General features: G+C 59.6%; 21 protein-coding genes. 11 read left to right on the top strand and 10 right to left on the bottom strand.

Annotated elements, in window-relative coordinates:
* Positions 1-16: 16 nt before the first annotated feature.
* The 4 genes from ppx to DOU54_RS12555 all read right to left on the bottom strand — a co-directional run bounded on the left by ppx (position 17) and on the right by DOU54_RS12555 (position 5725).
* A complete protein-coding gene (gene ppx, locus DOU54_RS12570) occupies positions 17-1540 on the bottom strand; it encodes an exopolyphosphatase (RefSeq protein WP_004441136.1) in 1524 nt (507 codons plus the stop codon).
* Positions 1537-3735, bottom strand: coding sequence for an RNA degradosome polyphosphate kinase (locus DOU54_RS12565; RefSeq protein WP_034496238.1), 2199 nt, complete (start codon positions 3733-3735; stop codon positions 1537-1539). The genes ppx and DOU54_RS12565 overlap by 4 nt, the downstream gene beginning before the upstream one ends.
* 101 nt (positions 3736-3836) lie before the next feature.
* Positions 3837-4565: a DnaA regulatory inactivator HdaA gene (gene hdaA, locus DOU54_RS12560; protein ID WP_113382586.1), complete on the bottom strand. Its 729-nt coding sequence runs from the start codon at positions 4563-4565 to the stop codon at positions 3837-3839.
* A 2-nt stretch (positions 4566-4567) separates the two neighbouring features.
* Positions 4568-5725, bottom strand: coding sequence for an AI-2E family transporter (locus tag DOU54_RS12555; RefSeq protein ID WP_004441130.1), 1158 nt, complete (start codon positions 5723-5725; stop codon positions 4568-4570).
* 284 nt (positions 5726-6009) lie between these two features.
* On the opposite strand from DOU54_RS12555, the gene purM reads away from it, so the two are divergent.
* The 3 genes from purM to DOU54_RS12540 all read left to right on the top strand — a co-directional run bounded on the left by purM (position 6010) and on the right by DOU54_RS12540 (position 8823).
* Positions 6010-7083, top strand: coding sequence for a phosphoribosylformylglycinamidine cyclo-ligase (gene purM, locus DOU54_RS12550; protein ID WP_004441129.1), 1074 nt, complete (start codon positions 6010-6012; stop codon positions 7081-7083).
* Positions 7080-7754, top strand: coding sequence for a phosphoribosylglycinamide formyltransferase (gene purN, locus DOU54_RS12545; RefSeq protein ID WP_113382587.1), 675 nt, complete (start codon positions 7080-7082; stop codon positions 7752-7754). Before purM ends, purN begins: the two co-directional genes overlap by 4 nt.
* Positions 7755-7887: 133 nt before the next feature.
* A complete protein-coding gene (locus DOU54_RS12540; RefSeq protein WP_113382588.1) occupies positions 7888-8823 on the top strand; it encodes an omptin family outer membrane protease in 936 nt (311 codons plus the stop codon).
* Positions 8824-8879: 56 nt separating this feature from the next.
* Here the strand turns inward: DOU54_RS12540 and DOU54_RS12535 are convergent, their stop codons facing one another.
* Genes DOU54_RS12535 through DOU54_RS12525 form a run of 3 tightly spaced genes read right to left on the bottom strand, consistent with a single transcriptional unit; the run spans position 8880 to position 12332 of the window.
* Complete coding sequence (locus DOU54_RS12535) at positions 8880-9491, bottom strand: NUDIX domain-containing protein (protein ID WP_035207694.1); 612 nt, start codon at positions 9489-9491, stop codon at positions 8880-8882.
* Positions 9492-9517: 26 nt separating this feature from the next.
* Positions 9518-10114, bottom strand: a complete 597-nt coding sequence (locus DOU54_RS12530; protein WP_004441124.1) for an NUDIX domain-containing protein — start codon at positions 10112-10114, stop codon at positions 9518-9520.
* 13 nt (positions 10115-10127) lie between these two features.
* Positions 10128-12332: a molybdopterin-containing oxidoreductase family protein gene (locus DOU54_RS12525; protein WP_162749762.1), complete on the bottom strand. Its 2205-nt coding sequence runs from the start codon at positions 12330-12332 to the stop codon at positions 10128-10130.
* Between the two features lie 41 nt (positions 12333-12373).
* On the opposite strand from DOU54_RS12525, the gene DOU54_RS12520 reads away from it, so the two are divergent.
* Complete coding sequence (locus tag DOU54_RS12520; protein WP_113382589.1) at positions 12374-13237, top strand: 23S rRNA (adenine(2030)-N(6))-methyltransferase RlmJ; 864 nt, start codon at positions 12374-12376, stop codon at positions 13235-13237.
* 1 nt (position 13238) lies between these two features.
* Here the strand turns inward: DOU54_RS12520 and DOU54_RS12515 are convergent, their stop codons facing one another.
* A complete protein-coding gene (locus tag DOU54_RS12515) occupies positions 13239-14186 on the bottom strand; it encodes a lysylphosphatidylglycerol synthase domain-containing protein (protein WP_004441121.1) in 948 nt (315 codons plus the stop codon).
* Between the two features lie 206 nt (positions 14187-14392).
* On the opposite strand from DOU54_RS12515, the gene DOU54_RS12510 reads away from it, so the two are divergent.
* Positions 14393-15163 carry a ribonuclease T2 family protein gene (locus tag DOU54_RS12510; protein WP_004441120.1) on the top strand — a complete coding sequence of 257 codons (771 nt, stop codon included), beginning with the start codon at positions 14393-14395 and terminating at the stop codon, positions 15161-15163.
* Positions 15164-15184: 21 nt separating this feature from the next.
* Positions 15185-15781 carry a glutathione S-transferase gene (locus tag DOU54_RS12505; RefSeq protein ID WP_113382590.1) on the top strand — a complete coding sequence of 199 codons (597 nt, stop codon included), beginning with the start codon at positions 15185-15187 and terminating at the stop codon, positions 15779-15781.
* A gap of 108 nt (positions 15782-15889) precedes the next feature.
* On the opposite strand, the gene DOU54_RS12500 is transcribed toward DOU54_RS12505, so the two are convergent.
* Complete coding sequence (locus DOU54_RS12500) at positions 15890-16546, bottom strand: outer membrane protein (protein WP_004441118.1); 657 nt, start codon at positions 16544-16546, stop codon at positions 15890-15892.
* A gap of 348 nt (positions 16547-16894) precedes the next feature.
* Between DOU54_RS12500 and DOU54_RS12495 the strand changes: the two genes are divergently transcribed.
* The 5 genes from DOU54_RS12495 (at position 16895) to DOU54_RS12475 (ending at position 21131) form a co-directional block, all read left to right on the top strand.
* Complete coding sequence (locus tag DOU54_RS12495) at positions 16895-17683, top strand: SDR family oxidoreductase (protein ID WP_045534216.1); 789 nt, start codon at positions 16895-16897, stop codon at positions 17681-17683.
* A complete protein-coding gene (uvrC, locus tag DOU54_RS12490) occupies positions 17680-19725 on the top strand; it encodes an excinuclease ABC subunit UvrC (protein WP_162749763.1) in 2046 nt (681 codons plus the stop codon). The genes DOU54_RS12495 and uvrC overlap by 4 nt, the downstream gene beginning before the upstream one ends.
* 104 nt (positions 19726-19829) lie before the next feature.
* Positions 19830-20417, top strand: a complete 588-nt coding sequence (gene pgsA, locus DOU54_RS12485) for a CDP-diacylglycerol--glycerol-3-phosphate 3-phosphatidyltransferase (RefSeq protein WP_004441114.1) — start codon at positions 19830-19832, stop codon at positions 20415-20417.
* Positions 20417-20671 (top strand): molybdopterin converting factor subunit 1, encoded by a 255-nt coding sequence (gene moaD, locus DOU54_RS12480; RefSeq protein ID WP_034496240.1) that lies wholly within the window; start codon positions 20417-20419, stop codon positions 20669-20671. Before pgsA ends, moaD begins: the two co-directional genes overlap by 1 nt.
* A gap of 4 nt (positions 20672-20675) precedes the next feature.
* Positions 20676-21131, top strand: a complete 456-nt coding sequence (locus DOU54_RS12475; RefSeq protein WP_112555079.1) for a molybdenum cofactor biosynthesis protein MoaE — start codon at positions 20676-20678, stop codon at positions 21129-21131.
* A 55-nt stretch (positions 21132-21186) separates the two neighbouring features.
* On the opposite strand, the gene DOU54_RS12470 is transcribed toward DOU54_RS12475, so the two are convergent.
* A partial coding sequence (locus DOU54_RS12470) for a branched-chain amino acid ABC transporter permease (RefSeq protein ID WP_113731340.1) occupies positions 21187-21845 on the bottom strand: 659 nt, incomplete at its 5' end.

Here is a 21845-nt window from a genome sequence, read left to right as displayed (position 1 = left end):
GAAACTCCGCCGCTTCTTATTCGAACACGAAGGCCAGCCGCTTGCCCGTCAGCTTCGCCAGTTGCTGCAAACGTCCGTCCAGCCGCTCGCCGGCAAAATCGCAATAATCATGCGGCACCACAAATTCCAGATCGAGATCCGGATTATCTGTCTTGCGGAATTTCAGGTGATCCACGACACCCGGCATGGAGGCTGAAAAAAGATATACGACGCGCAGCAGGCCGCCCAGCAGTTTGGCGAGTTCCTGCAGACGCTCCCCCGCCATGGCGGCAAGCGGCTCGGTGGTGCCGTTGTCGTTCAGGCCTTCAAAGCGGTAATAATTGGCAAGTGCAATATAGGCGCGCCCGGGATGGGTGATCGCCACAAAGGACGAGTGGGCGATGATATTGAGCGCCTGCAGACCGCGGTAATCCGGATGCGCGCGCCAGCTGATGTCGGCCAGCAGGCAGGCGGCCTGCCGATAGCGGCTTTCCTCTTCCGTCTCGTCGATGCCGAAAACCGGGAAGGTGCGACCGCTCCAGTCCGCCAGTTCTCGCGCATGCTCCGGAGAACGGGCGCGCAGAATGGCAAGTTCGTCGGCGGCCACCAGCAGCGGATCGGATTCGCGCTCCGCCTCCGTCAGCAGCGAATAAAGGTAACCCTCGCGTACGCCCTGTGCGGAAAAAGCGATCCTGGCCGGCTTCATCATCTTCAGAACTTCGCGCATGGCGATGGCACCGAATGGCAGGAGCGAGCGGCGGTTCTTGGAGACCGCCTGCCAGGCGGGATCCTTGCTATCCCGGGAGACGATGACCTCCTCGAGGAAATTCAGCATTTCCTCTAGCGGCAATTCATAACCCTGCATCATGTGCAGGGGATAACCGGATATCTCCATGTGCAGCTTGGCGATATTTCGCCAAGTGCCGCCGACGGCGTAAAAGGTGCGCCCCTCACCCGCCGCCAGAAGTTTGGCGAAGGATTTGACGTGCTTTCTGGCAATGGTCGCCGCTTTTTCCAGCGAGCCGTCCGATTGCTCCGAAAGCCGCAAACCGCCAAGCGGCAGGGTGATGCCTTCGCCGCAGCTCTTGCCCTTGATGTCGATCAGTTCCAGCGAGCCGCCCCCGAGGTCGCCGGCGATGCCATCAGGATCATGGAAACCGCTGATCACGCCATAGGCCGAATAAAGCGCTTCCTTCTCACCCGACAGAACCTCGATCTCACAGCCGAGGATGGCTTCGGCCTCACGAATGAAATCGGGACCATTTTCCGCTTCTCGGGCCGCGGCCGTGGCCAGCACATAAAGCTGCTGCGCCTGCGCCTGCTCGGAGAGGGCGTGAAAACGCCTGAGCGCCAGGAGCGCGCGGCTTACACCTTCCTCATGCATGCGCCCCGTCAGCGCCAAACCTTTGCCAAGCCCGCAAAGCACCTTTTCGTTGAACAGCACCGCAGGCGCGCGGGAAAGACCTTCATATACGACAAGACGAACGGAGTTCGAGCCAATATCTATGACGGAAACGGGGGCAAGGCCGGTCAGCCGCCCCTGTGCTTCTGATCGAGTCATTCAGCCTGTTTCTTGCGGGACGAAATCAACCCGGCAATCAATTTGGGCGCACTGGATTTCAGGGCTTCACCACGTCCGGAAAGGCTGGGATTGGTCATGAAATAGTGCTGCGCGTTGAACGGTTCTTCGCCTTTACGCACCTCGATGCGCCTCGACGTTCCGTCCGCAAGTATCTCGTAGCTCTGCTGGTTGTCAATGAGATTGCCCAGCATAATCTGTGAAAGAACCTGCTCATGCACGGTGGGATTGGTCAGCGGCACCAGCGTTTCCACGCGGCGGTCAAGATTGCGCGGCATCATGTCGGCGGAGCCGATATAGACCAGCGCCTTGTCCGACGGCAGGCCGAAACCATTGCCGAAGCAGAAGATGCGGCTGTGCTCCAGGAAGCGGCCGACGATGGATTTGACGCGGATATTGTCCGACAGGCCGGGCACCTGCGGGCGCAGGCAGCAGATGCCGCGCACGACGAGGTCCACCTCAACACCGGCGGCGCTGGCATGGTAGAGCGCATCGATGATCTCTGGATCGACAAGCGAATTCATCTTCATCCAGATCGCCGCCGGCGCGCCGCGCTTGGCGTGCTCGATTTCCTCGTGAATATGCTTGAGGATGCGCGCGCGTAACGTATAGGGCGAGACGGCCAGCTTCATGCCCTCCTCCGGTTCGCCGTAACCCGTGATGAAGTTGAAGATATTCGCCATATCGTGGGCGATCTTCGGGTTGCAGGTGAAGAAGGACAGGTCGGTATAGATCTTGGCCGTGATCGGGTGATAGTTGCCCGTGCCAAGGTGGCAATAGGTCCGGAGCTTGCCATCCTCGCGGCGCACCACCATCGACATCTTGGCGTGGGTCTTGAGTTCTATGAAGCCGAACACGACCTGCACGCCGGCGCGCTCCAGATCGCGCGCCCAGCGGATGTTTGCTTCCTCGTCGAAACGCGCTTTGAGCTCGACCAGCGCGGTGACGGATTTACCTGCTTCCGCGGCATCGATCAGCGCGCGAACGATCGGGCTGTCGTTAGAGGTGCGGTAAAGCGTCTGCTTGATGGCGAGTACTTCGGGATCGCGCGCAGCCTGCAGGAGGAACTGCACCACCACGTCGAAGCTTTCATAGGGATGGTGAACCACCATGTCCTTTTCGCGGATAGCAGCGAGGCAATCGCCGGCATGTTCACGAACGCGCTCCGGGAAACGGGCATTGTAGGGCTCGAATTTCAGGTCGTCGCGCGGGGCGCGCACGATTTCCGAGATAGTGTTGAGCGCGAGAAGACCGGGCAGAACCGCGACGCGATTATCCGGCACACCGAGTTCGTGCACCACGAACTGCCTCAGCGACTGCGGCATTTCACTGTCGGTCTCGATGCGGATGACGGAACCGCGGCGGCGGCGTTTCAGCGCGCTTTCAAAGAAGCGCACCAGATCTTCGGCCTCTTCCTCCACCTCGATATCGCTATCGCGGATGATGCGGAACGTGCCGGAACCGCGAACGGTATAGCCGGGATAGAGCCGGTGAATGAACAGACCGACCACATCCTCGAGCGTGATGTAGCGGATGGCGTTCTTTTCATCCGGCAACCGCACGAAGCGGTCGAGCGCCGGCGGCAGGCGCAAAAGCGCCGTCATCGGCTCGCGGCCGTTGACGCTGTCCAGCTGCAGGCCCATGGAAAAGCCGAGATTGGGAATGAAGGGGAACGGGTGCGCCGGATCGATGGAGAGCGGCGTCAGCACCGGGAACATGCGCTCCTCAAACTCGGTCTCCAGCCAGTTGCGATCCTCATCCGAAAGCGCAGCCGGGCGTACGATGTAGATTTCTTCCTTGGCAAGATATTGCTGCAGAACGGCAAGCGAGGCCTGCTGCTCCATCTGCAGGTTGTCGATTTCCTTCAGAATATCTTCGAGCTGTTCTGCCGGGGTCTTGCCGTCCGGGGTCCTGACGGTGATCTTCTGGCGCACCTGGCCTTCGAGGCCGGCGACGCGAACCATGAAGAACTCATCGAGATTGGCCGCCGAGATGGACAGGAAACGCAGCCGCTCCAGCAGCGGGTGATCGGTGTTCAGCGTTTCCTCAAGGACACGGCGGTTGAACTGGAGCCAGGAGAATTCGCGGTTGATGAAACGCGCGGGGCTATCCCAGAGGTTCTCGCCCTCGGTCTGCGGCTGAACCTTGTTGAAATCTTCCTGCGCGACAGCGTCCATGCCCTGTTCCATCCCCTGACCAATTTCCAATCCGTGATCCTGCTGCATCCCGCGATCGTCCTTCTTGCCCGTATAACAGTTTGACGACGGAACTGTGACAGTCAATCGTCGTCCGGTCCGTTATGTCTCTCGGCATTGTCCATCGCGTTGAGGACTTCCGCGACCAGTGGGCGGGTGATCCTCGTTCCGCGCGAAAGCGCCAGCCTGTCGATCCGCTCTACGATCGTCTGCGCCGTATCGAGCGAACGTTCCATTCTGTTGACGATGTAGCCTATGAGTTTGTCATCCATGTAAAGCTGCCGGTCAGCGAAGAGCTTCACCAGCACCTGCGCCAGCAACGCCTCGTCCGGTTCACCCGTTTCCACCACCGTCACGGCCTTGAGGCGCGAGCGCAGATCCGGCAGCGTGACCGGCCAAGCCGACGGCCATTGCCGACTGGTCATCAGAAGCGTCGTGCCATTCTGGCGTACGCTGTTGATGACATGGAAGAGTTCGGTATCGTCAAAATCACGCCGATCGGCATCCTCGAATAGCACCGCCCCCCTTTCGGCCGCGCGCGCGGCATCCGCGCCCGCTTGCGGATGAATCTCGCGGGCTTCGCTGATATTTTTCCAGATATTGGCAAGGTGCGATTTTCCGGAACCGGGCGGCCCTGCCAGCACGACCACCGGCGAGGGCCAGTGCGGCCATGCGTCAACGAGGCTGACGGCGGCCTCCAGCGAAGCCGACACGAGGAGATCGTCCCGGCCGGAGGCGGACGGATGCGAAAATGCGAGCGGCAGCTGCTCGGCCTTCGACCGGGCGTTGTCGGTTTTGATTGGGTCAGTCATTGTCAGCTCTGAGAGTCAACCTTGCCGGAGGACGTTTCCCTTTCTTCCAGGGTGAGGTTGGCTTCCCAGGGAAGGTTGGCGGCGTGCCCGTGGTAAAGATCGCTTTCAAGATACCGCGACAAGGCGAAGCGGACAAGCACGCCGACCGCCGCCGCAGCCGGCACCGCGACGAGAAGCCCGACGAAGCCGAAAAGCGCGCCGAAAGCGAAGAGGGCAAACATCAGCCAGACAGGATGCAGGCCGACGCTGCTGCCGACAAGTTTCGGCTGCAGGATGTTGCCTTCGATGAACTGGCCGGAAAAGAACACGACCAGGGTCAGTACGACATAGAGATAATCCGGCCAGAACTGCACGATGGCGACGCCAACCGCCAGGATCAGGCCGACCATGGAGCCGATATAGGGAATGAAGCTGATGAGGCCCGAAAAAAGGCCGATCAAAAGGCCGAAATTAAGCCCGACCAGCGACAGGCCGACGGCGTAATAAACCCCGAGAATGAGGCAGAGCGAGCCCTGCCCACGCACGAAACCGGCAATGGTCTTGTCCATGTCGCGGGCGATCTGGCGCACCGTGTGCACGTAATCGCGCGGTATCCAGCTGTCGACCTTGTCGATCATCCGGTCCCAGTCAAGCAACAGGTAAAAGGCGACGACGGGGGTGACCACCAGGAGCGACACGACATCGACCAGCGATTTGCCGGAATTCCATATCTGCGTCAGCAATGTGCCGATGAAACCCGCACCTTCGGTGAGGAGTTTCGAGAAGTTCTCCTTTACCGCATCGATCTGGCTGCTCACCCAGTCCGGCAGGAGATTGGTATCCGCGCCGGCGATCAGCTGCTGCAGCGACGAGATATATTGCGGGATGCGCGTGATGAATTCCGAGGCCTGGGCGGCAATGAGCGGAATGATGATGATGAGCGACAGCGCGAAGACCAGCACGAAGGAGATGAGAATGACGACTGTGGCCATCAGCCGGCTGAGGCCGCGCCTCTCCAGCCAATCGGCCACCGGATCGAGAAAATAGGCTAGCGCCATGCCAGCCACGAAAGGCAGGAGAATGGAGCTGAAGACCATCAGGAAGAGGATAAAGACGGCAAGCACGCCGATCCAGAAAAACACCTGCCGGCGCAGGCTGGTACCGCTTACATGGGGTTGCATCCGTTCATCCTTCTGTCACCGCATCGTCATCCCGCATCATGGAGATAGGATGGGCGTGGGCACATGGTCAAGACTGCGTCGGCAAAGGGATAACGGGGGCTGAAAAAGCCGACAACGCAGAATATTCGGTCCCACCTTCGCCGCATTGCGGCAAATGCTGCCGAGAGCGGCCATCGCGGAACGTCAAAGCCGTTAAAAACCGGAGGTTTTGCCACTCAAACCCTTGCATCAGGCCCCGTCCCGTGCGAATGGCGACGCCAAAGGAACCAGCGGAGACGAGAGCCATGAGCCAGTCGGGCAAGAACGGTCTTACCTATAGTGACGCAGGGGTGGATATCGACGCCGGCAATCTGATGGTCGAGAAGATCAAACCGGCGGTGCGTTCCACGCGACGTCCCGGCGCGGACGGCGAAATCGGCGGCTTCGGCGGCCTGTTCGATCTGAAAGCCGCTGGCTTCACCGACCCGGTTCTGGTGGCCGCCAATGACGGCGTCGGCACCAAGCTGAAGATCGCCATCGACGCAAACTATCACGACACCGTCGGTATCGATCTCGTCGCCATGTGCGTCAACGATCTCGTGGTTCAGGGTGCAGAACCGCTGTTCTTCCTCGATTATTTTGCCACCGGCAAGCTCGATCCCGACCAGGGCGCTGCGATCGTTTCCGGCATCGCCGCCGGCTGCCGCGAATCCGGTTGTGCGCTGATCGGCGGCGAAACCGCTGAAATGCCGGGAATGTACTCAGATGGCGATTACGACCTCGCGGGCTTTGCCGTGGGCGCGGCCGAACGCGGCCAGCTTCTGCCCGCCGGCGACATTTCCGAGGGCGACGTCATTCTTGGCCTGTCCTCATCCGGCGTCCACTCCAACGGCTTCTCGCTGGTGCGCAAGATCGTATCGATCTCCGGACTCGACTGGGATGCACCTGCTCCCTTCGCCGATGGCAAGAAGCTGGGCGAAGCGCTGCTGACTCCAACCCGCATCTATGTGAAGCCGCTCCTGAAGGCGATCCGCGAGACCGGCGCGCTGAAGGCACTGGCGCATATTACCGGCGGCGGTTTCCCGGAGAATATTCCGCGCGTTCTGCCCAAACATCTCGCCGCCGAGATCGACCTCGAAGCGATAGAGGTTCCTGCCGTCTTCTCCTGGCTTGCGAAAACCGGTGGTGTCGAAGCAAAGGAAATGCTGCGCACCTTCAATTGCGGCGTCGGCATGATCGTCGTGGTTTCGGCTGAAAATGCCGAAAAGGTCACCGAAGTTCTGACGGCCCAAGGCGAGACCGTCTTCCCGCTCGGCCGCATGGTCGCCCGTGAAGAAGGCGCGCATGGCACCATCTACAAGGGCGCCCTCGCCCTATGATGCCCGCCGCCCTGTCGTCCGGCCGCAAACGTGTCGTCGTTTTCATCTCCGGCAGCGGCTCCAACATGGTGTCGCTGGTAAAGGCCTGCCAGACGGCGGATTTTCCGGCGGAAATCGCCTGCGTGATCTCGGACAAGGCAACTGCCGGCGGGCTGGAAAAGGCACGGGGTTTCGGCATTCCGACCCTCGTCTTCGAACGCAGGACCTATGCGAGCAAGACGGAACATGAGGGCGCCATTCTGGCCGCTCTTGGGGAGATTGCGCCTGACATCGTCTGTCTCGCCGGCTATATGCGGCTGATCTCGGGGGATTTCATTGCCCCCTATGAAGGCCGCATCATCAATATCCACCCTTCCCTGCTGCCGCTTTTCCCCGGTTTGCATACGCATCAGCGTGCCATCGACAGCGGCATGAAGATTTCCGGCTGCACGGTCCATTTCGTCACCGAAGGCATGGATGAGGGCCCGACGATTGCGCAGGGGGCTGTGCCGGTTCTTTCCGACGACACGGCCGATACCCTGGCTGCGCGGATCCTCACCGTCGAGCACCAGCTCTATCCACTGGCGCTGAAATTACTCGCCGAAGGCAAGGTACGGATGGAAGGCGGAAAAGCCGTTTTCGACAAGAGCGAAAGTAAAACCGAGTATTCCATCCTTGTTTCTGCCTCGTGATGTAGCTATTCCTAAAGTACATAGATAAATCAGAATTGGTATCTTCGGTGAAATAAACCGATCATTTACCATAATCGTCTTTAATGACCGCAACGGCCTCTACTTCAGGCCCTCCGGACGTTCAGGAGCGATTATGCGATTTTCGAGATTTCCCCTGCCGCTTTCTGCGGCTTTACTGATGGGTACCTGCCTGCCACTCGCCGCCGAACAAAACGGCATTACGGCTTCACTGGATGCCGGCGTTCTCAATCTCCGGGCGACGGAAACTGTTCATCTCGGTGGCCGCAAGGTGAGCGAACTGGAATGGGAAACGAAAAACGCCATGGCGTTGCGCGGCTCGCTCGGCCTTGAACTAGCGCCCGGCTGGCGCGTCAAGGCGGAAGGCCGCATCGGTTTTGAAGGCGATGGCTACATGACCGACTACGACTGGGTATGGCCCTTTTCGAAAGACAGCTCCAAGGAGAATTGGAGCGATCGCTCCCAGCATGATGACACACGGCTCGACCATTATTTTTCGGGAGGCCTCGAACTCAATCGCACATTGCTGGAGGATCCGCAGCAATATCTCAGCGCGGGCGTCGGTTTTCGCTACACCGATGTGCAATGGTCGGCCTATGGCGGCAACGCTGTTTACAGTGTTTTCTCCCGCCGCGATTTCTCAGGCAAATTCAAGGATGGCCTCAAGGGAATCACCTATCGCCAACAGATACCGGTTTTCTACGGCAACCTGACGGGCGGCCAGAGATTCGGCAACTGGTCGCTCAATCTCGGTCTCGAAGGTGGCGCCATGGTCTACGCCAAGGCGACTGACGATCACTGGCTGCGCGACATGCGCTTCACTGACAAATTCGACGTTGCCGGCATGTTCGGGGTGAAGGCAGGCGTTGCCTATGACGTGACTGAAAACGCCTCGATCTACCTCGACGGCGCTTACGACTATACCAGCCTCGGGCGCGGGAACACGCATTATAGCGGCGCGGGCGCCGGAAGCCTGTCGTCGGAGAAGAACGCTGGTGGCGGCGACTTGCAGTCGATTTTCGTGGGTGCCGGCGTCAGGGGGCGGTTTTAGCGTTGATGGCTGTATCCGTGGGTTAGTTCACTGGATATGCTCAAGCCGCCCCGCCTTTAAAGCCGATCACGATTCAACATCGCCCATTGCAGCAGAATGATCGTCTTGGAATCCGTGATCTCACCCGAGGCGATCATTCCGAAGGCTTCGTCGAGACCGTAGGTCAGAACCTCGATATCTTCGCCTTCATCCTCCAGTCCACCACCGCTGCCCGCTTGCACGTCGAGATCGATACGGGCGACGAAGAGGCTCACCTTTTCCGTCAGTGTGCCGGGGCTGGCATACATGTCGAAGAGGTATTCAACCTTTTCGACGGCGTAACCGGATTCCTCCATCGCCTCACGGCGGATCGCATCAGCGGCATCGTCGCCATCGAGAAGCCCTGCCGGAACTTCGATCATGAAGTTCGGATCGCCGTTGACGAAGGCGGCGGGGCGAAACTGCCGCACCATTACCACGCTGTCACGTTTCGGGTCGTACAGGAGAATGGCGGCGGCGAGGCCGTGATCATGGACCTCCCTCACAATACGGATCGTCTTGCCGTCAGGCATGCGCTGGTCAAAAACGAGCTTCTGCAAATGCACGAAGCCCTTCCAGACGGTTTCCTTTTCCACCAGCCGGATCCGGTCAGTCGCGGCAGCGGGCGACTTTAAGAGCGACACGTTCATAAGAGTCTCCGAAAGATGATGAAATCTCAGGCTGTCAGGGAGGCGCGGTTCAAGGCCGCCCATTGCAGCAGCATGATCGTCTTGCCATCGCATATCTCGCCCGTCTCGATCATCTTCATGGCGTCGTCCAGCGGGATTTCCACGACCTCGATATCCTCGTCCTCATGGGCCGCACCGCCGCCTTCTTCGACACGATCCGAAGATTCGACAATCGCGGCGAAGAAATGAATGATCTCGGTGACAGAACCGGGCGACATGAACGATTTGAACAGGAACCGCACGTCCCTCACGACGTAGCCCGTTTCTTCCGTCACCTCGCGGCGGATGGCTTCGGCCGGATTATCGCCGTCCAGCAGGCCGGCCGGGGCTTCAAGGAGCCAGCCGGGATGACCGTTCACATGGGCCGGCATGCGAAACTGCCGTACCAGGACAACCGTCTGGCGTCGTGGATCAAACAGCAGGATCGTCGCGCCGTTGCCACGGTCATAGGCTTCGCGCCTGATGACTTTCGTTTCGCCACGGGAATTGGTGTAATTGTAGGTTATGTTGCGGAGGTGATACCAGTTCTTTGAAAGCGTTTCGTCTTTCAGAATTTCAATTTTCACGTTGTCGAACTTCGTCATTCAAAATCTTCCGTCAGCTCTTGCGCAGCCAAACCTTGTTGTCGTGAAAGGCCGCGCCGCCATAGGGAGCGACGGCGTCGGCACCGGTCAGCACGTTGATGCCCTCGCCGTCCAGATGCGCCTTGTTCGGCCATAGCCCTTCGGCAATGAGCACTCCCGGCCTAGCACCTACCACGATTTTCGCGTGGAGCCGGACCTCGCCTCGCCCGTTGCCGATGCGGACGATGTCGCCATCAGAAATGCCGTTGATGGCGGCATCCTCAGGACAGATCATCAGTTCCGGGCGACCTTCCTTCTGCACGGAGGTTTTGGTTTCCGCGAAAGTGGAATTCAGGAAGTTGCGCGCGGGCGATGTCGCCAGTCGGAAGGGATGGTCAGCATCCGCAACCTCGATGACATCGACCTGATCCGGGAATTTCGGAAATTCCGACACCGGCCCCATCACGCCGATGTTCTTCGGCGGTTTGTTGGGAGACGGCCCTGTTGCCCAATCGGGGCTGAAACGGAACTTCCCGTCACCGTAACCGAAGCCTTCAAGATAATGCGCGACCTCAAACGGTGGCTGCGCATCGATCCATTTCTCTTCGGCGAGCGTATCGAAGTCGCCCCAGCCACTGACTTTCAGCATATGATCGACATGATCGCGCGCTGAAAGGCCAAAGCCCGGCATGTGGTCGATCCCGAGACGCTTTGCCAGCTCCTCGATGACGAAGAGGTTGGTACGCACCGTTTCGGGCGGCTCCACCAGTTTAGGACCAAGCAAGATGTGATTCTGGCCGCCGGCGCGGTAAATGTCGTCATGTTCGAGGAACATGGTGGCGGGCAGCACGATATCGGCAAGCTCGGCCGTTTCCGTCATGAATTGCTCATGCACGGCGACGAAGAGATCATCGCGCAGGAAGCCCTGCTTCACCAGCCTCTGTTCGGGCGCGACATTGACCGGATTGGTGTTCTGGATGAGCAGCGCCGTCACCGGGCCGCCGTGGCGCAGCGCTTCGGCGTCCCCCGTCAGCACGCGGCCGATCTGCGACTGGTCGAGCTGGCGCACGTCGGGATCGGCATAGGCCGTGCCCATGAGCTCCGCCTTGTTGAGCCGGAAGATGTCGCCATTATTGTGGAACGCGCCGCCGCCCTCATATTGCCAGGAACCGAGCACCGTGGCGATCGAAAGCGCTGCATGCATGGCGACCGCGCCGTTGCGCTGTCGGGCAAAGCCATATCCGAGCCGGAAGAAGGTCTTTTTCGTGACACCAACCAGCCTCGCGAAATCCTCGATCTCGTCGACCGAAAGGCCCGTGATCTCTGATGCCCACTGCGGCGTCTTCGTCTTCAAATGCGCCTCGAGCCCGGCTGGGTCGTCGGCGAAGCGCGCCATGTAACCACGGTCGGCGTAACCGTCGCGGAAGGCGATGTGCATTACGGCGCAGGCCAGCGCCGCATCCGTGCCGGGTCGGACGACGAGGCGCATATCCGCCTGTTTCATGGTCGGATTGTCATAGATATCGACCACGACGATCTTCGCGCCGCGTTCCTTGCGGGCCTTGACCGCATGGGTCATGACATTGACCTGCGTGGCGACCGCGTTGGTGCCCCAGATGACGACGACATCGGCCTTGCCGATCTCGCGCGGATCGGGGCCGCGCAAGGCGCCCGTGCCCATCACATAGCCGGTCCAGGCCATGTTGGTGCAAATCGAGCCGAAGAAGCCCGAATATTTCTTGGCGTGGCGCAGCCGCTCGATGGAATCGCGTTGCACCTGCCCCATGGTGCCCGCATAGAAATAGGGCCAGATGGCCTCCGCGCCGTGCCGAGCTTCTGCCTTCACAAAAGCGTCGGCGACCTCGTCCAGCGCCGCTTCCCAGGAAATTTCCTGCCAGTCGCCCGCCCCTTTTGCGCCCTTGCGGCGCTTCGGGGTCAGCAGACGACCGGGATGATAGATGCGCTCGGAATACCGCGCCACCTTGGCGCAGATCACGCCGGCGGTATAGGTGTTGGCATTGGCGCCGCGCACACGACCGATGCGGCCATCGGCATTGATATCGACCTCCAGCGCGCACGCGCTCGGACAGTCATGCGGGCAGACCGTGTGTCCGATACGGACTTCGGCCTTCAGGGTGGCTTTTTCAGCGGAAATCGGGGTCGCAACGTTCATGTCTTTTGTATATTGCATCAACGATGCGGCAAAAAGGCCGAAGTGACGTCCATCAAGAATATTCATCCTGACCATTCATCCGGATAAACGGCAAGCGAGACACATCCATGAACTACCGCCACATTTATCACGCCGGCAATTTCGCGGATGTCCTCAAACATGTCGTTCTCGCCCGCCTCGTGCGTTACCTGCAGAACAAGGACAAGGCCTTTCGGGTACTGGACACCCATGCCGGCATCGGTCTTTACGACCTGACGTCTGAAGAGGCGCAGAAAACCGGCGAATGGCAGACCGGCATCGGAAAGCTGATGGAGGGTGATCTGCCCGACCCTATCGCCGAGCTGCTGGAGCCCTATCTTGCCGCCGTGAAGGAACTCAATCCTGAAGGCGGTGTCAAATTCTACCCCGGCTCACCGAAACTCGCGCGTATGCTGTTTCGCCCGCAGGACCGGCTTTCGGCCATGGAACTGCACCCGGATGACAGCCGCGCGCTCGCGCGGCTATTCGAAGGTGACTATCAGGTGCGGGTGACCGAGCTCGATGGCTGGCTGTCGCTTGGCGCGCATCTGCCGCCGAAAGAAAAACGCGGCCTCATCCTCGTTGATCCGCCATTCGAGCTGGAGAATGAATATCAGCGCCTGGCCGATGGTTTGAACAAGGCCTACCGACGTTTTTCCACTGGCACATATTGCCTGTGGTATCCGCTCAAGAAAGGCGCGCCGATCAAGGATTTCCACGAGCGGCTGCAATCCTTCGAGATTCCGAAGATGCTATGCGCGGAACTTTCCGTCAGGAGCGACCGGCTGGATGGGCTGAGCGGCTCCGGCCTCATCATCGTCAATCCGCCCTACACGCTGAAAGAAGAGTTGCACACGCTGCTGCCTTACCTCAAGACAAGGCTGGCGCAGGACAGGTTCGCCTCGCAACGCGCCTTCTGGCTGCGCGGCGAGGAAAAGCCGGAAGACGGCTGAGTTACCTCAACCCTTCCCTTTTCTGCGCCGCGGCAAGCTGTGATCTTTCGAAGAACAGGATCACGAACAGCGCCATGATGAACGGGATGATGAGGTAAAACAGGCGGAAGACCAGGAGCGCTGCGATGACGTCGGCCGGGTTCATGTCCGGCAGGCCGGTGACGAAGACGAGTTCCAGCACGCCCAATCCGCCCGGCGCATGCGATATGAGCGCTGCGGAAAACGACACCAGAAATATGCCGAGAATGACCATATAGCCGGGATTGCCGGCTTCCGGCAGCGCGAAATAGATGATGCCCGCCGCGCCGATCAGCTCGATGGGGCCAATGACCAGTTGCTGCGCCACAAGCTTCGGCGCCGGGTATGGCAACACGAAGGAGCCGATCTTCAGAGGCTTCAGCCTGAGCAGGCTGCCGAGAACATAAAGGCTGACGAAAAAGAGCAGCACGACGCCTGTCGTGGTCGAGGCTTCGACCGGCAGTATGCCCGTGAACCGTTCAGTGATGTCAGGCTCGTAAAGCAGCACCAGTCCGATCAGCATGATCGTGCCGATGAGGAAGGTGAAAGAGCAGAGGCCGACGAGAACGCCCACTTCCGCCACACTTAGTCCCTTCGACGTATATGCCCGATATCGCACCACGGCGCCCGAAAACACCGACGCGCCGACATTGTGGGACAGCGCATAGGTGGTGAAGGAGGTGAGCGTGATGAAGAGCCAGTTCACCTTGCGGCCAAGATGCTGCAACGCGATGCGGTCATAACCGGCAAGCGCCGCATAGGCCAGCAGGGTGGAGAGACCCGAACACAACCAGTCCCGCACCCGAATGGCCTTCAGGCTGTCCCAGAGATCATCGAGCGACAGGCCGCGCAATTCGTGAAAGAGCAACCAGGCGGAAAAACCGATCGTCGCAAAGCCAACGACGGGCCAGATATATTTCTTGAATTTCATGCGGTCATGCCCGCCTATTTCCTCCAGCTTCACCCCAGCCTGTTCCGTCTTTTGCGGAGATTCGTTCGACTCTATTCGTTATGCGGCGAAGCTTTCAACCTTTTCATCAAAGATTGGCGGTTTGCCCCGTTCACAAGTTGATGTAAGACCGGATCGTCGCCTGCCGGCGATATGAGGTCGTCCATTTTCCGGGGAACGTACACGGAATGAAGCGTTATGCCGGTTTCATCGCCCTGGGCCTTCTGTCGCTCGGCGCCTTATGGTTCGCGCAGCAAAATCCGGCCCCAACCACACCGGCCGACCGGCAGACACAACCCCAATCGCAGACCGCCGGCAATTCCGGGCCGGATGCTCCAGGGCGCTCGGTTTCTCAAGCGAAGCCGGATAAGAGGCCTCCGCCGCGCGGAAGCGGCTTCGATTTTTATGTGCTCTCGCTTTCATGGTCACCGGCATTCTGCGCCAGTTCCGAAGGCTCTGGCAACCGACAGCAGTGCGGCAGCGACAGGCGTTACGGATTCGTGGTGCACGGGCTATGGCCGCAGAACGAAAACGGCTATCCCGAATTCTGCCGAAGCGACGAGCCTGAGCGTGTTCCGGACGCGATTGGCCGCACCATGTTCGACATCATGCCCTCCATGGGCCTGATCGGCCATCAGTGGCGCAAACACGGCTCCTGTTCCGGCCTGTCGCAGCGAGACTATTTCTCGGCGACGCGGGCCGCCTTCGAGGCCATCCGGCTGCCGGAGAGAATCGCTTCCGGCGCCGAAACAGCCACGCTTTCAGCCGATGCGATAGAAACCGCCTTTACCGATGCCAATCCCGGCCTGTCGAAACGCGGCATTTCCATCAGCTGCGACGGCAAGCGCCTCGAAGAAGTGCGCATCTGCCTTAACCGGGACATGACATTCCGCGATTGCCCGGAGCTTGACCGCAAGGGCTGCCGCGCGAGTTCAACCGAAATCATCCCCATTCGCTGATCAACCCACAGGGACCCAACCATGGAACTGCTCTATTCGCCCGCCTCCCCCTATTCCGCCAAGGTGCGCATGGCGGCCCGTCATCTCGACATCGACATAACCTCCGTTCGCGTTGACACCAACGCCGAGCCGGCCACGCTGATGGAAAATAATCCGCTGGGAAAGATTCCGGTGCTGCTGCTTGATGATGGCGGATCGGTCTACGACAGCGTGGCCATCATGCATTATCTCGACCGTCTTTCAGGCGGTAAACTCTACCCCAAAAAGAACGGCAAGCGCACGGATGTGGAAATTCTGGAGGCGCTGTGCGACGGCATCATGGATTGCCTGCTGGCCATCGTCTACGAGCGCCGTTTCCGACCGGAAGAGAAAATTCACCAGCCCTGGATCGACAAGCAGTGGAGCAAGGTGGTGCGCGGGCTCGACCATCTCAACGCCAACCTGCCGAAGACCGGCAAGAAGCTGCACGGCGGCCATTTCGCGCTGGCTGCGATGATCGGTTATCTAGACCTGCGTTTTGCGGGCGAGTGGGCCGAAGGACGCGATGCGCTGGCGGCGTGGCCGGAAACCTTCGGCAAGCGTTTCGAGGCCTATACGGAAATGAAGGCCGCCGCCTGACGTGACCGCGCAGAACACCCGGCTTTTTGCCGGGCGTTCAACGGCAAATTACAGACACAAAAAAGCCGGGGCATGACCCCGGCTTTTCTTTGACCGATCCGGAAAGTATCAGAACTTGACGCCGATACCGGCCTTGACCGAGTGGTCGTCATAACCGCGCGAGAAGGCGTCGTTGCCGAGCGTGTAGTCCTTCTTCTGGTAATCGCTGTAGCGATATTCCAGACGGGCGGTGATGTTGTCGGTCACCATAGCTTCTACACCGGCACCAACCGTGTAACCGAGAGCCGTGGCGCTGTCCTTGTTGACGCCGTCACGAACCTTGTTGTCGGAGACAGCAAGACCGGCCGTACCATAGAGCAGGAACGGGTTCATGTCGTAACCAACGCGGCCACGCAGCGAGCCATTGACGCCCTGCTTGCCTTCGACCGAGCGACCTGCGACCGTACCGGCGGAACCGCGCTCGTCACCCATGTTGACGTCAGCTTCGGCACCGTAAACGATCTGGCCATTCTGCCAGTTGTAACCGCCGTACAGACCGCCGCCAGCGCCCTTGGCGTCACGGCCGTCGTTGCTGGAGCTGAAACGGCCCCAGTCGTAGTTGACGGTACCACCGAGGTAAGCGCCGGACCAGTCCTTGACCGGTGCTGGCTGGTCGTAGGAAACCGGTGCCTGCGGCACTTCGTTTACGGCGTCAGCGGCGTGAGCAGCCGAAAAGCCAGCGGCGGCCATGGTCGAAGCCATAAGGGTTGCTACGAAAATACGCATGTTATTCTCCTTTCAGGACCGCTCTGCACTCAAAACATTGTTTTCAGACGCGGCATAATTCGTCGGGTTGATCGCCCCTCTGGAAACCGAATTTGATGGGAGAATGCGGAGATCAAAGAGCCAAAATGTGAATTGTTTGGGGCAGACGCGTGACTAGAATTAGACGTTGCCTAATTGCCACAAGGGTTTTATTAACCCTAACAGAAGGCTAAACAAAAATAGATCGCCTTTAAACTTCGTTATATTAAAATTAAACCGAAATTGCATTGTGAATAAAAAATCGCCCAATTCTTTTCGGGCCGAGTGACAGCTTGCGATTTGCATTTATATCCAGCAAATAGGGCGTGTATGAGCAAATGCAGGTCCGCTGTGAAAGAAGATATACCGAAGACAGTCTTGATTACCGGGGCCGCGCGGCGGCTTGGGCGCGCTATCGCCACCGATCTGGCCAGCCATGGCTTTGCGATCGTGGTCCATGCCAATGAATCGATCGCGCAGGCGGAGGAATTCGCTAACGAAATAAGGCAGAAAGGTGGCAGGGCTGCAGCCGTTCAGGCGGACCTGACACAATCAGCCCCGACAGCGGCGCTCATCGAAAAGGCGTCTTCCGCCCTCGGCCCCATCGGCGTCGTCGTCAACAATGCGTCTGTTTTTCTCGGCGACACGGCGGAAGCGCCTGACCCTGATATCTTCGATGCGCATTTTGCCGTGCATGTGCGGGCGCCTTCCCTCATCGCCGCCGCCTTTGTCGAACAATTGCCTGCCGATAAATCCGGGCTGATCGTCAATATCATCGACCAGCGTGTGCTTGCGCTCACGCCACGCTTTTATTCCTACACCCTTTCGAAATCAGCGCTTTGGACCGCAACGCGGACGATGGCGCAGAGCTTCGCGCCGCGCGTCAGGGTGAATGCCATCGGGCCTGGGCCCACCTTCAAAAGCGAAAGACAGGCGCCCGAGGACTTTCAGGCGCAGATCGACGGCCTTATATTAAAGCGTGGTCCTGCGCCGGACGAATTCGGGCGGACGATTCGCTTTCTTTACGACACGCCGTCGGTCACCGGACAAATGATCGCGCTCGACGGCGGCCAGCACCTTGGCTGGGAAACCCCTGACGTGGCGGAGATACCTGAATGAACGGAAAGAAGCTGCCTGATGGCGGTATTCTCTTCGATGACACCGACGACGAAGATGACGATGCAAGCCTTGCCGCAACGGAATCGGCCGAGGCTCCGCGCGACGTCGCCGGCATGGACTGGAATGCGGGATGGAAGAACGAATCCGGCCTGAAGGGCATGGACCTCATTGGCGAATTCGTCAAACACCTGCCAAATGCGCCGGGTGTCTATCGCATGTTCAACGAGGCGGGCGACGTGCTTTACGTCGGCAAGGCACGCTCGTTGAAGAAGCGCGTCGGCAATTATGCGCAGGGCCGCGTGCATTCCAACCGCATCGCCCAGATGGTGCGTCACACCACGCACATGGAATTCGTCACCACCCGCACGGAGACCGAAGCGCTTCTTCTGGAAGCGAATCTAATCAAGCGCTTGCGGCCGCGATTTAACGTACTTCTGCGCGACGACAAGTCCTTCCCCTATATTCTCATCACCGCCGACAACCGTGCCCCAGCGATCTTCAAGCACCGGGGAGCAAGGGCGCGCAAGGGCGACTATTTCGGACCCTTCGCGTCCGCCGGCGCGGTTGGCCGCACGATCAATTCGCTGCAGCGCGCCTTCTTGATACGCACATGCACAGACAGTGTGTTCGAAACCCGCACCCGTCCCTGTCTTCTGTACCAGATCAAGCGCTGTTCCGGGCCCTGTACGCATGAGATCAGCGACGAGGGCTACGCGGAGCTGGTCAAGGAAGCCAAGGATTTCCTGTCCGGCAAGAGCCAGAGCGTCAAGACCGCAATTGCGCGACAAATGAACGAGGCTTCCGAAGACCTCGATTTCGAGCGCGCCGCCATCTATCGCGACCGGCTGGCGGCACTTTCGCACGTCCAGAGCCACCAGGGCATCAACCCCGCCGGCATTGAAGAGGCGGATGTCTTCGCCATCCACCACGAAGGCGGCATTTCCTGTATTCAGGTGTTCTTTTTCCGCACCGGCCAGAACTGGGGCAACCGCGCCTATTTCCCCAAGGCCGATCCTTCCCTGCCCGGCTCGGAAATTCTCAACGCGTTTCTGGCGCAGTTCTACGACGACAAGCCGGTGCCGAAACAGATCCTGCTTTCCGAAACGGTGGAGGAACAGGAACTGCTGGCGGCCGCCCTCGGTGAAAAAGCCGGGCACAAGGTCACGATCAGCGTGCCGCAGCGTGGCGAGAAGAAGGACATTACCGATCACGTGCTTGCCAATGCCCGCGAGGCGCACGGCCGCAAGCTCGCGGAAACATCGTCTCAGGCGCGGCTGCTGAAGGGCTTTGCCGAGACTTTCGGCCTTGCCTACGTGCCTCGGCGGATCGAAATCTACGATAACTCGCACATCATGGGCACTAATGCGGTCGGCGGCATGGTGGTGGCGGGGCCGGAAGGTTTCGTGAAGAACCAGTATCGCAAGTTCAATATCAAATCGACCGACATCACGCCGGGCGACGATTTCGGCATGATGCGGGAGGTGATGACCCGCCGCTTCTCTCGCCTGCTGAAAGAAGAAGGAAAGCCGGATCGCGAGCGTATACCGACAGCAGAAGAAGCTGCCGACATGCCCTTCCCCGCCTGGCCGGACGTGATCCTGATCGATGGTGGTCAGGGGCAGATGACGGCGGTGCGGGCCATCCTCGACGAACTCGGCATTCGCGACTGCGTGACCGCCATCGGCGTCGCCAAAGGCGTGGACCGCGAGGCGGGCCGTGAACGTTTCTTCGCGGACGGGCGCAGCGATTTTTCCCTGCCGCCACGTGATCCCGTGCTCTACTTCATTCAGCGCATGCGTGACGAGGCGCACCGTTTCGCGATCGGATCGCACCGGGCCCGGCGCAAGAAGGAAATGGTGCGCAATCCGCTGGACGAAATCTCGGGAATCGGACCGGGGCGCAAACGTTCGTTGCTGCAGCATTTTGGAACCGCCAAGGCGGTTTCCCGCGCGGGCCTCAATGACCTGATGGCCGTCACCGGCATTTCCGAGACGGTGGCGCGGCAAATTTACAATCACTTCCACGAGAGCGGCAGCGATTGACGCAGAACGGCGGGGCTGACCTGCTAAAAAAACATAATCACGTGTTGACGCTATGCCCTAGCGGCGGCATCAAGGCAGCTGATCTCAGACTGACAGGTTTCCCCATGGCTTCGCGCGCATACAGCATTCCCAACCTCCTCACCTATGGCCGGATTCTCGCTGTTCCGGTCATTGTCCTTTGCTTTTACGTTGAAGGAAAACTGGAGAGTTCGGATTTTGCGCGCTGGACGGCACTGTGGCTGTTCATCATCGCCTCGCTGACCGATTTCCTTGACGGTTATCTGGCACGCATCTGGAACCAGACGTCGAATATCGGCCGCATGCTGGACCCGATCGCTGACAAGCTGCTGGTCGCATCCGTCCTGCTTCTGATGGCGGCCGACGGCACCATTGCCGGCTGGTCGCTCTGGGCGGCCATCACCATTCTCTGCCGTGAAATTCTTGTTTCCGGCCTGCGCGAATATCTGGCGGCGCTGAAGGTCAGCGTTCCCGTCACCCGCATCGCCAAATGGAAGACCACCATCCAGATGGTCGCCATCGCTTTCCTGCTCGCGGGTCCTGCTGGCGACAAGGTTCTGCCATACACGACCGAGATGGGCATCACGCTTCTCTGGCTGGCCGCAGCGCTCACCATGTATACCGGTTATGATTACTTCAAGGCTGGCCTCAAGCACATCGTGGACGAAGAATGATGACACGGATCGTTTATTTCGCCTGGGTTCGCGAGAAGATCGGCACGGATGAAGAGGAGCTGGACCTCCCTTCCTCCATCGCTACGGCCGGCGAGCTGATTGCCTGGCTTGCGACGCGCGGTGAAAATTACGAGGCTGCCTTCGAATTTCCCAATGTCATCCGCGTTGCGGTCAATCAGGAACACGTCGAGCATGATGAAAGCATCGTCGGCGCGCGCGAGATCGGCATATTCCCACCGATGACGGGGGGATGAGCGAATGCAGCCGACCGTCCGTGTCCAGGCAGAGGATTTCGACGCTGCGGAAGAAACCCGCCGGCTGACGGAAGGTGACAGGAGCATCGGCGCGGTTGTCGCCTTCACCGGGCTCTGCCGGGATGATGGCGGCACGCTCGCGGCGCTGGAACTGGAACATTATCCCGGCATGGCGGAAGCGGAAATGACGCGCATCGCCAAGCTCGCGATGGAACGCTTCGGCCTGCTTGGCCTCACCGCCATCCATCGCCACGGCAAGATCGCCACGGGCGAAAATATCGTCCTCGTTATCGCTGCTTCATCGCATCGACAGGCAGCCTTCGATGGCGCGAATTTCGTGATGGACTACTTGAAGACATCCGCGCCGTTCTGGAAAAAGGAACATGGCAAGGATGGAAAGGCGGGCGAGTGGGTTGCGGCAAAGACAACCGACGATACGGCCAGGGAAAAGTGGCGATAACGCCTTGTTCTTCCCGCATGGTCCGGTGGAAGCGGGCACCGCTTTCGTCAATGCCCTAAGGCGCTTCAACCCTGCTGCGCATGATAACCAGCCAGCCGACCAGCATCGCGAGGACCATCGCATCCCGCCAGGCGGCCGGTCCGTAACCGACCCAGAAAGTTTCCGCAAAACCGACGGCGGCGGCCCCCAGCCCACAGATCAGCGGACTGGCATAACCGCCTGCCGCAGAAATCAGCACCACCTTCAGGCCAAAGACCAGACCGGCCCCGAAATCCATGGTGCCGTAATAAAATGTGGCCTGCACGCCCGCGATGGCGGCGACGAGACCCGCCGCGCAATAGGACATGAGAAATATCCGGCCTGCATTTACCCCGCACAAGGCTGCAGCAAAAGCATCGTCCGACACTGCCTTCCAGCGCCTGCCGAAAGCGGAGCGGCCAAGATAAAACGATCCGGCGAGAATGAGCAGGCTGAAGGCCGTCGTATTCAGCATTTGCATCGGCGTCAGCGTCACGGCGAAGCCGCCATCGGCCCAGAAACGTATCGGCTCCGACAAAAGCGGCGGGAGCCATAATTGCCGTGTATCGGCGGCCAGCCTTGCACTTTCCGTCAGCGCTATCAACACCCCGATGGAAGCGACCGTCACCGCGTTGGGAGAGGCTTTCGCTAACGGCCGCATCACCACCCTGCCGATGAAACCCGCCGCCCACAGCC

The organism is Agrobacterium sp. MS2 (genome assembly GCF_003261015.1).
Taxonomy (GTDB): domain Bacteria; phylum Pseudomonadota; class Alphaproteobacteria; order Rhizobiales; family Rhizobiaceae; genus Agrobacterium; species Agrobacterium pusense.
This window is presented reverse-complemented; position numbering and strand designations above follow the sequence as displayed.

Bases quoted from the DNA above. Each gene is read 5' to 3' on its own strand.
- ppx (WP_004441136.1), bottom strand. From the start codon at position 1,540: ATGACTCGATCAGAAGCACAGGGGCGGCTGACCGGCCTTGCCCCCGTT.
- DOU54_RS12565 (WP_034496238.1), bottom strand. From the start codon at position 3,735: ATGGACGCTGTCGCGCAGGAAGATTTCAACAAGGTTCAGCCGCAGACC.
- hdaA (WP_113382586.1), bottom strand. From the start codon at position 4,565: ATGACTGACCCAATCAAAACCGACAACGCCCGGTCGAAGGCCGAGCAG.
- DOU54_RS12555 (WP_004441130.1), bottom strand. From the start codon at position 5,725: ATGCAACCCCATGTAAGCGGTACCAGCCTGCGCCGGCAGGTGTTTTTC.
- purM (WP_004441129.1), top strand. From the start codon at position 6,010: ATGAGCCAGTCGGGCAAGAACGGTCTTACCTATAGTGACGCAGGGGTG.
- purN (WP_113382587.1), top strand. From the start codon at position 7,080: ATGATGCCCGCCGCCCTGTCGTCCGGCCGCAAACGTGTCGTCGTTTTC.
- DOU54_RS12540 (WP_113382588.1), top strand. From the start codon at position 7,888: ATGCGATTTTCGAGATTTCCCCTGCCGCTTTCTGCGGCTTTACTGATG.
- DOU54_RS12535 (WP_035207694.1), bottom strand. From the start codon at position 9,491: ATGAACGTGTCGCTCTTAAAGTCGCCCGCTGCCGCGACTGACCGGATC.
- DOU54_RS12530 (WP_004441124.1), bottom strand. From the start codon at position 10,114: ATGACGAAGTTCGACAACGTGAAAATTGAAATTCTGAAAGACGAAACG.
- DOU54_RS12525 (WP_162749762.1), bottom strand. From the start codon at position 12,332: ATGAATATTCTTGATGGACGTCACTTCGGCCTTTTTGCCGCATCGTTG.
- DOU54_RS12520 (WP_113382589.1), top strand. From the start codon at position 12,374: ATGAACTACCGCCACATTTATCACGCCGGCAATTTCGCGGATGTCCTC.
- DOU54_RS12515 (WP_004441121.1), bottom strand. From the start codon at position 14,186: ATGAAATTCAAGAAATATATCTGGCCCGTCGTTGGCTTTGCGACGATC.
- DOU54_RS12510 (WP_004441120.1), top strand. From the start codon at position 14,393: ATGAAGCGTTATGCCGGTTTCATCGCCCTGGGCCTTCTGTCGCTCGGC.
- DOU54_RS12505 (WP_113382590.1), top strand. From the start codon at position 15,185: ATGGAACTGCTCTATTCGCCCGCCTCCCCCTATTCCGCCAAGGTGCGC.
- DOU54_RS12500 (WP_004441118.1), bottom strand. From the start codon at position 16,546: ATGCGTATTTTCGTAGCAACCCTTATGGCTTCGACCATGGCCGCCGCT.
- DOU54_RS12495 (WP_045534216.1), top strand. From the start codon at position 16,895: ATGAGCAAATGCAGGTCCGCTGTGAAAGAAGATATACCGAAGACAGTC.
- uvrC (WP_162749763.1), top strand. From the start codon at position 17,680: ATGAACGGAAAGAAGCTGCCTGATGGCGGTATTCTCTTCGATGACACC.
- pgsA (WP_004441114.1), top strand. From the start codon at position 19,830: ATGGCTTCGCGCGCATACAGCATTCCCAACCTCCTCACCTATGGCCGG.
- moaD (WP_034496240.1), top strand. From the start codon at position 20,417: ATGACACGGATCGTTTATTTCGCCTGGGTTCGCGAGAAGATCGGCACG.
- DOU54_RS12475 (WP_112555079.1), top strand. From the start codon at position 20,676: ATGCAGCCGACCGTCCGTGTCCAGGCAGAGGATTTCGACGCTGCGGAA.